Source organism: Rahnella variigena (assembly GCF_003610915.1).
GTDB lineage: Bacteria > Pseudomonadota > Gammaproteobacteria > Enterobacterales > Enterobacteriaceae > Rahnella > Rahnella variigena.
Genome location: NZ_NSDJ01000001.1, coordinates 1,343,699 through 1,355,571, shown reverse-complemented (window position 1 = coordinate 1,355,571; position 11,873 = coordinate 1,343,699). Strand labels below are relative to the sequence as shown.

General features: G+C 47.8%; 10 protein-coding genes and 1 pseudogene. 5 read left to right on the top strand and 6 right to left on the bottom strand.

Annotation, left to right across the window (positions count from 1 at the left end; genetic code table 11):
• The first annotated feature begins 17 nt into the window (after positions 1–17).
• Positions 18–1,694 carry an acetolactate synthase AlsS gene (gene alsS, locus CKQ54_RS06270; protein ID WP_120162007.1) on the top strand — a complete coding sequence of 559 codons (1,677 nt, stop codon included), beginning with the start codon at positions 18–20 and terminating at the stop codon, positions 1,692–1,694.
• A 32-nt stretch (positions 1,695–1,726) separates the two neighbouring features.
• Here the strand turns inward: alsS and CKQ54_RS06265 are convergent, their stop codons facing one another.
• Entirely contained in the window at positions 1,727–2,560 is an 834-nt protein-coding gene (locus tag CKQ54_RS06265; protein ID WP_207914769.1) for an HNH endonuclease, read from the bottom strand.
• A 468-nt stretch (positions 2,561–3,028) separates the two neighbouring features.
• Between CKQ54_RS06265 and CKQ54_RS06260 the strand changes: the two genes are divergently transcribed.
• Positions 3,029–3,250: a hypothetical protein gene (locus CKQ54_RS06260; protein ID WP_120161995.1), complete on the top strand. Its 222-nt coding sequence runs from the start codon at positions 3,029–3,031 to the stop codon at positions 3,248–3,250.
• A 66-nt stretch (positions 3,251–3,316) separates the two neighbouring features.
• On the opposite strand, the gene CKQ54_RS06255 is transcribed toward CKQ54_RS06260, so the two are convergent.
• Complete coding sequence (locus CKQ54_RS06255; protein ID WP_120161996.1) at positions 3,317–4,453, bottom strand: porin; 1,137 nt, start codon at positions 4,451–4,453, stop codon at positions 3,317–3,319.
• Between the two features lie 629 nt (positions 4,454–5,082).
• Here CKQ54_RS06255 and CKQ54_RS06250 point away from each other — a divergent pair.
• Complete coding sequence (locus CKQ54_RS06250; RefSeq protein ID WP_112289468.1) at positions 5,083–5,418, top strand: hypothetical protein; 336 nt, start codon at positions 5,083–5,085, stop codon at positions 5,416–5,418.
• On the opposite strand, the pseudogene CKQ54_RS06245 reads toward CKQ54_RS06250, so the two are convergent.
• Positions 5,396–5,686: pseudogene (locus tag CKQ54_RS06245) on the bottom strand (alpha/beta hydrolase fold domain-containing protein); the annotation flags it as partial. The gene CKQ54_RS06250 and the pseudogene CKQ54_RS06245 sit on opposite strands and share 23 nt — an antisense overlap.
• A gap of 373 nt (positions 5,687–6,059) precedes the next feature.
• Between CKQ54_RS06245 and CKQ54_RS06240 the strand changes: the two are divergent.
• Positions 6,060–7,019, top strand: a complete 960-nt coding sequence (locus CKQ54_RS06240; RefSeq protein ID WP_120349669.1) for a glycosyltransferase — start codon at positions 6,060–6,062, stop codon at positions 7,017–7,019.
• An 82-nt stretch (positions 7,020–7,101) separates the two neighbouring features.
• Here the strand turns inward: CKQ54_RS06240 and gadC are convergent, their stop codons facing one another.
• From gadC to CKQ54_RS06225, 3 genes are all read right to left on the bottom strand, one after another.
• Entirely contained in the window at positions 7,102–8,640 is a 1,539-nt protein-coding gene (gene gadC / locus CKQ54_RS06235) for a glutamate/gamma-aminobutyrate antiporter (protein ID WP_113876275.1), read from the bottom strand.
• Positions 8,641–8,741: 101 nt separating this feature from the next.
• Positions 8,742–10,127, bottom strand: a complete 1,386-nt coding sequence (gad, locus tag CKQ54_RS06230; protein WP_112289466.1) for a glutamate decarboxylase — start codon at positions 10,125–10,127, stop codon at positions 8,742–8,744.
• Between the two features lie 548 nt (positions 10,128–10,675).
• The gene (locus tag CKQ54_RS06225; protein ID WP_113876274.1) at positions 10,676–10,966 is read right to left on the bottom strand and encodes a DUF2913 family protein; all 291 of its coding nucleotides are present in this window, start codon (positions 10,964–10,966) and stop codon (positions 10,676–10,678) included.
• Between the two features lie 267 nt (positions 10,967–11,233).
• Between CKQ54_RS06225 and CKQ54_RS06220 the strand changes: the two genes are divergently transcribed.
• On the top strand, positions 11,234–11,869 hold the full coding sequence (locus tag CKQ54_RS06220; RefSeq protein WP_120349667.1) for a YfdX family protein: 636 nt from the start codon (positions 11,234–11,236) through the stop codon (positions 11,867–11,869).
• Positions 11,870–11,873 lie beyond the last annotated feature (4 nt).

Below are 11,873 nucleotides of genomic sequence, written 5' to 3'. Positions count from 1 at the left end.
AAAGAAGGATGAAAACCATGAAAAACTCAGACAGTAAAACCGACTGGAAATGTGGTGCGGATCTGGTCGTCGCGCAGCTTGAAGCACAGGGTGTCAAACACGTCTTCGGCATTCCCGGCGCAAAAATCGACCGCGTATTTGATTCGCTGGTCGATTCCCCCATCAAAACTATTCCGGTACGCCACGAAGCCAACGCCGCCTTTATGGCCGGTGCCGTTGGCCGCCTGACAGGTAAAGCAGGCGTCGCGCTGGTCACCTCCGGCCCCGGCTGCTCGAACCTGATCACCGGCGTCGCCACCGCGACATCCGAAGGCGATCCGCTGGTCGCACTCGGCGGTGCCGTTAAACGCGCCGACCACGTCAAACAGGTGCACCAGACCATGGACACCGTGGCGATGTTCCGCCCGGTCACCAAGTATTCCGCCGAAGTCACCTCGCCTTCTGCGCTGGCCGAAGTGCTGGCGAACGGTTTTCGCGCCGCCGAGTTCGGGCGTCCGGGTGCGGCATTTATCAGCCTGCCGATGGATATCGTCAATGAACCGACCAGCGGTAAATTACTCACCTCGCAACCGCCGGTACTGGGCAGCGCGCCGCACGACGCGATATTGCAGGTCGCACAGTTACTGAAACAGGCCAAAAATCCGGTGCTGCTGCTCGGCCTGATGGCCAGCCAGCCACGTAACGCCGAAGCGATCCGACGTCTGCTGCACAAAAGCGATCTGCCGGTCACCAGCACCTATCAGGCGGCGGGCGTTATCGATCAGGCTTCCTTCCACCGCTTCGCCGGACGCGTCGGTCTGTTCAACAATCAGGCCGGTGACCGCCTGCTTCGCAATGCAGATCTGGTGATCACCATCGGTTACAGCCCGGTCGAGTATGAACCGGCGCAATGGAGTAACGGCACCGCCGAACTGGTACATATCGACGTGATGCCCGCCGAAACCGACAGCGACTATCTGCCGGACGTTGAGCTGGTGGGCGACATCGCCGACACATTGGATCTGCTGACCGAACAGATCCCGCAACGCATCGATCTGAGCGCCTCTGCTGTCGAGATCCTTGAGGATCGCCGCCAGCAACGTGAACTGCTGGCCCAGAAAGGCCGAAGCCTGAACCAGTTTGCGATCCACCCGCTGCGTCTGGTGCGTGCGATGCAGGACATCGTCAACAGCGACGTCACCCTGTGCGTCGATATGGGCAGTTTCCACATCTGGATCGCCCGCTACCTTTACAGCTTCCGCGCCCGTCAGGTGCTGATTTCCAACGGTCAGCAAACCATGGGCGTCGCACTGCCATGGGCAATCGGCGCCGCGCTGGTCGATCCTGGCCGAAAAGTGGTTTCCGTATCCGGCGACGGTGGCTTTATGCAATCAAGCATGGAACTGGAAACCGCCGTCCGTCTGGGCGTCAACCTGCTGCACATCATCTGGGTCGATGAGGCCTACAACATGGTGGCGATTCAGGAAGAGAAAAAATACCAGCGCACCTCCGGCATCCAGTTCGGCCCGATCGATTTCAAAGCTTACGCCGACGCCTTCGGCGCCAAAGGATTCGCCGTCACCTCCGCCGAAACGCTGGAAAGCACCCTCCGCGCCGCCATGGACGTACAAGGCCCCGCCGTCGTCGCCGTCCCGGTGGATTACAGTGATAACGCGCTACTGATGGGACAACTGGAGATGGGAAGGATTTTTTAGGGGTGATTTCAGGAAAGGTTAAAACGCCCTTGTTAGGGCGTTTTCTTACTCGCGGCAATCATATCTTTCAGCTCATCAATCGAGAGCGTACGATCTTTTTTGCGATGTATGATCCCATGGCAGTTAGCGCAGACGGGAACGAGATCTGTTTTGGGGTTTACAATCTTAGACATCCCAAATTCTGAAACAGGTACAACGTGATGAATATGAATAAAGTCCTTTGCATATTCCCCGTAAAAATCACCGAAGTTGAAGCCACAAGCGAAGCAGGTAGTGCCATGTATACTTTTTGCCAGCTTCTTCAACTTTGGGTTTCTTTCATACTTTGTAACGAACTTCGAAGTTTTCTTCCCTTCCTCATATGAAACCAGAGATTCCTCATCGGTTGCATCTTCTTGAAGGATTTCTTCACTCTCGATGTCGTCCATAATAAAGCGTGATTCAGTTAGCGCAGACGCAACAGCAATATCAGCAAAGACTTCCCCTGAAATGGGGCGAACGCTAAAACGCCAGTAATTAGATTTTTGCTGCTCGGGAATTTCTTCATAATAAACACCGTCATTTTTAGCCAGAACAGCCTGTTCAAACGGTTGAAACTCTGTCAGTACTGCATATAGATGACCGGCTTCATCCGGTCTGATCTCGCTTATTCGCCCGATCCCAAAATAGTGCGGTGCATCTGACAAGCGCTTTGACGAATACTCTTTGTTCCCTGGCTTTAGCCTCCCTTTGTAATACACAAAACGCATTCCAGGGGTGAGTGACTTTTGATACTGCTTAGGAAAATGATATCGCTCGCCAGTTTTGTCATCCCATTTGGAGTCATCACTCTCCGCAAGAACGACACACATCTCTTCGTCCATCATCTACTGATACCTGTTAAGTGAATCAATAGGTTGGAAGTATAATGGGTTCTTAATTGCTTACAACTTATGCATTTAATTTTTGAATAGTTTGGCCACTCTTCCTCTCGAAAGACTCAGTAAATAACGTATTTACACGTTCAGTTTCATCCCTTTTCCAAGACATCTCGCAAAACTGAAAACTGCCTAAAAATTCCTCTCACTGTATAAATTCCCACGTATTAGACTCTCCCCACAGCGGCAAAACCCGCAGTCAGAATTAGCGTTCTGTCATTTTCTGGTACCTACAACTCTATGAAAATAGAGCCAATGTGGTACGGTCTGCACTCACCCCAATTATGGTGGCTCAGACAGTGGCTTCTCACGAAGCACCGGATCCAGAAAACCGGTAACGCTAACGCTGTTTGAGCTACCACCCCGAGGTTAGCGTCTCCAGTGGTAGCAAACTCACTATTTTCTGGAGTACTCAACATGCCTAACCTTTACGACAATACCCCGCTGGAACTGGAAGAGATCGTCGATCACTGTCGTGCGTTGTCTTATGCCATTGTGTCGCTGGATAATCCGCAGGCGAAAGACCTGCTGGGATATATTCTGTGTGAACGGCTGGAAGTGCTTTATCAGACGCTGGAAATGCCATTTAGCGATGACGACGTGGTGGCTATAGAAATGACGGAAACACTCACGCACTAAGCAGATTCACAGACGTAAAAAAGCCAGCGCAACTGCGCTGGCCTGATAAACCACGAGGCGTGTGAATTAGAAATCGTAGAAGACGGTAACCCAGGTGGCGTCTGCTTCGTCGTCGGTGGTGTGCGCTAATGTGCGCTCCACGTAAACAGACAAACCGTAACCGATGGTGGTACCCGCGCCCAGATAGACGTGGTTCGCGTGATATTCTTCGCCGCCTTTCAGTTGCAGGGAATCGGCTGCAACGTATGGCTGGATAGATTTCAGGAACGGTTTGTCGAAATTAAAGGTATAACCAACGAACCCTTCCACGCCGTAACCGCTGCCAGCAAAATAATGTTCAACAGGATTTTCACGGGTGCTCGGCACGAAATCTTTGTAATAGCTGCCGGTGCCGACGATGTACCAGTTGTTTGGCTGCCAGGTCAATGCGGTACCAGACAACTGCTGGTGATAATCTTTTTCGTTATATTGGTTATCTTTCACCGTGGCGTCAGTCAGGCTATACGCCGCACTCCAGACCAAATCTTTGGTGAGTTTATAATCGAAGCCTAAACCACCACCATTATTACGGCGATAGTGCTGATCCTCGCCCGCCTGAATTTCATCTTCAGGTAATAAGTAGTTGGCATATAACGTCACAGGACCAAAGTCGTTGGTATATTTAATGCTGTTTTTAGGCTTATTTGCACCATCGTAGCTGCCGTTAATGCCAATACCGGTACCGCCCGCATGACCATCGTTATCCCATACGTCACTTTTAATCCCGACGACAGAATAATAAATACCGTACTGGTGGCCGTAGGTTAATGTTCCGTAGCGATCATCTTTAAAGCCTGCATATAACTGACGCTGAGTATCACGCTGACCACCTTCCGGATAGTGACCATTCATGCCCAGCAGGTTAGCCATGTCCACACCCAGCTCGTAGTATGCGATGACTGAGGTGTCTTGCGTCAGTTTATAATCACCACGGAAGCGGAAACGGGTGCCGCCATCGTGACCATTTTTATAATAGCCAGGCTCCGGACCGTTATTGAAAATCCACTCAGGACGGATGCTGCCACCGACCTGCAAGCTTAATGGCGCCAGCAAAGCATTACTCTGAGGATTTTTATCTAAAACAGTAATCTCGGCCCGGGCGCTGGTAGATAATGCCGACAGCACGACGCCGCCAATTAAGATTGACGCTTTTAAATTGCTCATTATTACCCTGTCTTTATTATTTATGTGATGTGTGTGCGGTCTTGCGCCGCGTATAAATAATTAACATAGGTATGACGGGGGACAAAGTGAAAATTCAGAAAGTTCCTTATAAGAAAATTATATATAGGGAGCAATTAGTAAACAATAGTATTGTGATATGTAACTATAAGAAATTTTTTATGTTTTAGTGATTAAATACAGAACAACATGATAAAAATACGAGCAATTGTAAACTTGCCGGAACAAAACATTGAAATATTTAATAACAATTACATCCTAAAAATAGCATCAATAAGTAAATCATGCCAGCGTGATAATGACATTACGTGACAACCACTTAATATTATTACATTGAATTTGAGTTAATTCAAAATCGCCAGAATAATATCCGGAAAATACTGTTATTAATTAACCAATTTCAATTTTTATCTCATGGATATCGTTCTGGTGGTGAATATCCCCGATTCTCTGTGCGAATTTTGCGAGACATCTTCCAGTTCCGACAACAAACTACTGTAAATATAAACAGGTTATTTCTTTGCAGCATGAACAGGCATACAGTTCTCTGGCAGCGGCAATCACCCCGCCAGTAAAGGGGGCCTCGACTCACTGACAATGGAATGATCTTCATGACTAATACTGAAAACAGCACGGCCTTCACCGCAAACTCTGTCACCGTTTTTCGTTCACTGATTGAAGGGTTGGATCTCAGCCACTTCGGGGAAGCGCAGCTTTATGATCTCAGCGCGCTGGCATCGGAGTCCGCCGGCGGACTATGCCAGGGGTTGTTGTGTTTGAGCGAAGGACTGGAGAACTGCGAGATAATCCCACCGGAGGGGATTGCACAGGTCAGCGGCTACCTGAAAGCATCAGCGCATCTGATCCCTGTGCTCTTTGAATTATGCGAGCAGGCCAACAGCAGCCTGATGCGTATGAAAAAAATTACGGCTTATCCGATGAACTGACGTGCGCGGCGATATCCCGCATGACATTTCGCGCTGTCTTGCTGATCCCACCGAGCTGGAAAAATCCATGAATGACACCCAGATAGCGCTGAGCATTACATTCAACACCCTGCTCAGTCAGCCGGGAGTACAGCGCCTCGCCTTCGTCACATAACGGATCGTATTCCGCCATGATGATGTAAACCGGCGGCAATCCGGCAAAGTCATCGCGCCACAAAGGGCTGGCTTCAGGGTGCATGAAGTCAGTCTGCGGGAAGACGGACGGCCAGCAACGATGAAGTCGTTAACCAGCTCAGCAAGTCGATCGGTATTAACGATCAGTTCTTACTTATTGATCTATCAAAACGATTATCTTTTTCCTGCCAGCTCTGGTTATCCTTGGCGTTCCTGAACATGGATTAAAACTCTTATATTATTAGCGGCTCATTTTGCAGCCGGGATTTGTTACGCCGCGAAAATACCAAATGAAGAATAATGCGAATACGAGATGAAAATGAAAAAATGCACCCGATGCAATAAAAAAAGAAACTTCATCGAACGGATATTTTCTCAGGATAAAGAGCTTTCGAGGAATGCATTTACGATATTCAATCGGAAATCAGGGAAAGAAGAGAAATCCCGGTCAAAAGGCATGATGACGAATGACGCTCATTTCAGAAATTCAAACTGAACGGATTGATGTCAGCATCATCATTCCTGTCTATAACGCCGCAGAGACCATCGGTCACCTCATCAGCAAGATCCTTAGGGAAACCCGTGTCGTTATTGAACTCATTATCGTTAATGACGGTTCCACTGATGCTACCGGCAATCTTATCCGGGATGTCTGCGACAACCGGTTCATCCTCATTGAGCAGGAAAATCAGGGCGTCTATGCAGCACGCAATGCCGCTCTGGATATCCATCGCGGCGAATGGGTGATATTTCTTGATGCAGACGACGACGTTAAAGACGGATTCATTTATGAACGCTGGCAGGACGCGATAAACACTCAGGCCGATGTGATGATCTTCAATGCCTGGCGCACGGGGTCCTCTTCATCCAAAACGGCTGTGCATGTCAAACAGCCCTACGGAAAAAACCTATCCGGCCATGACTGGATACGCCACTGCGTGACGCATCGCGAATGGCCACACTATCTGTGGCTGCAGATCATCAGGTCATCTTATATCCGCCAGCATTCCCTCTCCTTTCAGTCCGGCAAAAGCCACAAAGATATTCTCTGGACCATTCACCTTGCAGCGGCCAATGGTCGATTCTGTTTATCCGACAGCAAAGATTACACTTATAAGGTAAATGCCGATTCCATCACGCATCGCAGCGATTATTTTGACGTCAGGGCACAAAGCTATATAGAGGTGATTGCGGAAATCATCCGGCTGGCCAGGCTGGAGCAGAACATAATAATCAGGGTGTTTTTGTACCGGCATGCGCTGGTGGAGGCGCGGCATTTTTTGGGGTTGTTTAGAAATAATGTGGGGGACAAGATCGGGGTGAAGTCATGCTTCAGGGAAAGCATTTCAGCCGGTGATTTATTTAGAGGTATTAACAGCCTGAGTGATGTATTTTTCTTTATTAAGCTGTCAGGCAAACTTTTATAAATGAGATCCTGAAAGAAGCGATAAAGTAGGTCAGACACGAAACAAGTAAACAGACCAGTCATACTGGTCTGTTTGTTTCCAATCAATGCATTTTTTTATCACCTACAAAGATATGATGTTTCGAACGCGCGCGCGGATGAATGAAGAAATGTCCTTCAGGCGCTGAATCTGTAGTGATAGGTTCAAGTGTTAAATTACATGCCTTACCACGCTTATCATGCAATGCATAGATAATGAACGGAATCGACACCACTACCAGGAAGCTGACGATCAGCAGACCCGCGTACAGGTGGTTCGCCTCCCCGCCCGGCAGACCAGAAGGCGGACAGAACGAGACCACAAAGGCAATCATTGAAATCAGTAAACCGACCATCGCAACGCTAAGTTTTACCGTTTTTCCACCAGGAATATTAAAGGTTCGCTTGTTTTTCGACTGCTTGCGCACCAGATTGATATATCCGAGGAAGAGCAGGAAATAGCTACACAGATAAATAACAACGGTTAATGCCAGCGCAATCAGGAATGACATATTATTGCCGCCGCCTGTATTGGTCAGAACAATCAGAGCCACAGAAGTGATGATTAACTGGGAAATCACCAGAACGACGGGTACACCGTTCTTATTAATTTTGGCGAAACTCGCGGGCAATATGCCTTTTTGCGCCGTCACCAGCATTCCACGAGATGGCCCGACAATCCAGGCAGCAATTTCAGCCAATACTCCCAACATCAACAACGCGGCAATAACACGGATAGCCCACTCAAAACCGCTGCCAAAGTGATTAATTAGCACGGTGAAAGTCTGCATTACACCTGCCGAAAGATTAATATCACTGTGAGGGATCACTGCAGCGATAGACAACCCGCCGATAGAACTCAGGAAGATGGCCGCAACCATTAACAACAGCATCGCGAGCGGATAGTCCCGACCCGGATTCTTCATTTCGTTGACATGGGTTGCAGAAGCTTCAACACCCATGTAACTCAGGATAAACGCCACGAATACCACTAAGGTACCCATCTGGGTAAAGTCCGGGAAGAAAGTCGACATGCTCATTTTGATAGCGACCGGCGCACCGGAATGCAAATAGCTAAGCGCCAAAACAACCAAAATTAATGCAGGCAGCAGGATACCTGCAAAAAAACCGATTTTTGCAATACGTGCCGTATTCCTGGTGCCGCCGAACTGCGTTAAAGCCAGACCCCAGAGGATCACCAGCGCCGCTACCGTTTTTACTATCGGATCGTTGTTTAGCTCCGGCCATTTGAGGATGTAAGAGAGCGCACCCAGCACAAAATAGAGCATGGGGATAAACCCAATCGCGATTTGCAAATAACCGAACGAAATAGCCGCAAATCCCCATTTTTCACCGAGCGTTTTAGAAACCCAGGTGAAAACGCCCCCCTCCTGCCACCCTTCCACCGTCGCCATTTCGGCCGCACAAAGACCGACGGGAATAAACCACAGCAGGCCGCCTAACAGCAGAAAGAAAATAAGGGAAAAACCCGAGGTTGCAAACGTGGGGTATTCATAAACGGCCATCACCATCGACGCCGTTATAGCAAAAAAGCCCAACAACGATAATTGTTTAGGTGCGGCGCTTTTTATTGTGCTCGCCATAACTGATCTCCTGAAGGAAGCGCAGAGTCTTCTCAGTAAGTTTTAATCTGAAATTTAGGGGGGGGCTGTCGGGTCACCCCGGAACAAGAGAAGTCACGCGTTTATGCGTGATTAAAGCCGCCCGTGCGTGATGCGCTGGAAGGCTGGCTGAGCGGGTGACTCATGAAGTCATTCAGCGCACGTTTCATATCTTCAATGAGCAGGCAGCCCAGGTCGTAGCTCACACCGTGACGGACCAGAATGCGCTGAACCACCAAATCTTCTCGGTGGGACGGCATGGAGTAAGCCGGCACCTGCCAGCCACGCACGCGCAGCTTCTCAGCCAGATCGTAGAGCGTGTAACCGCCAAGGTAAGCACCCTCTTTCAGCGTCCAGGCCAGTGCAGGGATACCTTTTTGGCTGTCGCCATCGAAAATGATCTCAAACGGCCCAAGCTTGCCGATTTCTGCCGCCAGATGCTGGGCTGTGGCGTAACAGGCATTATGGATTTTTGCGTACCCTTCTCGTCCCAGACGCAAGAAGTTGTAGTACTGCGCAACGATCTGACCGCCAGGGCGTGAAAAGTTAAGCGCAAAGGTCGGCATGTTTCCGCCCAGATAATTAACGTTGAAAATTAGCTCTTCAGGCAGATCTGACGACTCGCGCCATATCACCCAGCCAGCGCCAAGCGGAGCCAGACCAAATTTATGTCCTGATGCGTTGATGGATTTAACTCGTGGTAAACGGAAATCCCACTCCAGTTCCGGGGCACAGAATGGCGCCAGAAAACCGCCGCTGGCGCCGTCAATATGCATGGGGATGTCCTGCCCGGTCTGCAGCTGAAGTTTATCAAGAGCATCGCTTACTGCTTTCACCGGCTCGTACTGGCAGGTAAATGTCACGCCAAGCGTAGGGATCACACCGATAGTATTTTCATCCACACGCTTAAGTACCTCTTCCGGCGACATGATAAGACGATCGCCTTCCAATGGAATCTCACGCAGTTCAACGTCGAAATAGCGGGCAAATTTATGCCAGCAGATTTGAACCGGGCCACATATCAGATTTGGTTTGTCAGAAGGAAGCCCCTGCAGAGCGCGCTTCTTGCGCCACTGCCACTTCAATGCCAACCCGCCAAGCATTGCCGCTTCTGAAGAACCAATGGTGGAACAACCCAGGGTGGTTGTCGGCATGGGGGAATTCCACAGGTCCGCCAGCATTCGCACGCAACGAGCTTCAATTTCAGCAGTTTGCGGATATTCATCTTTATCGATCATATTTTTATCGATGGACAAATCCATAAGTTCCCGGATTTCATCATCAACCCAGGTCTGACAAAAAGTCGCAAGGTTCTGACGTGAATTACCATCAAGTAATAATTCATCACGAATCGCATTAAATATATTGCGAGGCTCACACTCTGCTATTGGAAAAACTGAAGTGGGTAATGATGATGCTAACTCTGCTGACGCATAAACGTCATCTTTATTCGATTGTGTAACTTTCATATGCTCGCTCACTTTATAAACCATTAAAAGTTTTTTATTTAAAAATATAAGCAACGCCAATAAATGACCAAATCAAAGATTGAACGGTGCCGGGGGAATTCGATAGCGTTTATGTCATGGAGACTATGACCTGACAGACGATAAATAAAACCGCGCCACAGTCAGTGACTTCTGTTACCTGTTTACAATTCAAATTCTGCAATAAATAAATTATAATCAATACGTTATTTTCCCGATAATAGACGCAATAAAAAACGCCTCACTTTATGGGAACTAATTAATTTATAACTTTGGACAACCTTGTCATTTTCAGTTTCCAAAATTGTCATTGGAAACACATCATCTGACTCCAGGAAAATAAACTCTTCATATGTAACCATCTTTGGCGGAACCGTATTTCCCGTAGCTATAGTTGAGCCCAGGGACTGCGGCAACATGAAAGAAGTGAGAGTTAAAAGTAAAATTTTTCCAACACGCATGATGCCTCTTGTCGGGTGGATACCGTAAAATAATATATTGATGCTGAGGGCAGCTTCATAACGACAGTTTCATAACGACAGCGGGTCCTCTTCTGACCTTGAATAACTGTTCCATATATCCAGCAAATATTCTTTTATTCTCACCTTCCGACTTAACTGCCTGCTATAGCAGATAATGTCATTGAGTGATCCCGCCACTTCTTTGGGAAACCTTTTTTGGTGTTGGGCATTTGTTAGCCAGCGACGTAAAAAAAGGTCTTCTTGTGCGGCATCCTGTGATGGATGTCTGTGATTGTTGATGTAAAGAGCTATCAGCGCGCACCAGGAAAGATGAGCTATTTTTTCATTGGTATTATTCAATTTTCTCTGCCTGATAAAGATAAAGATATAATAATTTTTTCAATAAAGAATTTGTTGTGACAATCTATTCTTTGTTTTCATCAAAATACATAGGATAAACATCCCGTCATTATCATCTCAATCTCACATCTGTAATCCATACTAAACAGGGATGACAAGTGTAAGTCATATCTCTCACAATAAAGGTGGCGGTCCTATTACCATCATGCAATGTAAACCCTATTCTATAAATGTTTTCCAGAAACAACTTATTGAAAGGATATTATTATGAAAAACTTATTATTAGCCAGCATGATAGCTACCGTGATGACCGCGACTCCAGTTTGGGCGTCAGAAAATACTGCCGATGCTAAAACGGAAACCACTTCAGTTAAAAAGGTTCAACGCGAAGCCGGAGAGGTATTGCACATGGCCGGACAGGGATTTGATGCGATGCGCGATATACAATTGGCCAGAGTCGCCATATTTCAGGGGCATACTGGAACAGCCGAAAACTTTATCGCTAACGCGACGACCTTGCTCTCTGATACCAGCACAGACTGGAGCAAGTTCACCAAGATGGATCATAATGCGAAGATGATTAACGATCAGTATATTATCATTAATTCTAATTTTTCGATTTCAGAGAACTTCGTTGCCTCACCGGAAAAAGAGGCCGCCATTAAAAAGGCAAACGAGAAAATCTCTGAGGGCGATCCAAAAGGAGCCGTCGACACGCTGCGTTTAGCTGGCATGAGCGTGGTGCAAAATCAGTATCTGATGCCATTACAGCAAACACGCCATGCCGTTGCCGAGACCACCCATCTGCTCAACACTGGCAAATACTACGAAGCCAATCTGATGTTGAAAAGCGCAGAAGATGGAATTGTGGTGGAAAGCCAGCTTATAGATTTAACCAAATGATTTG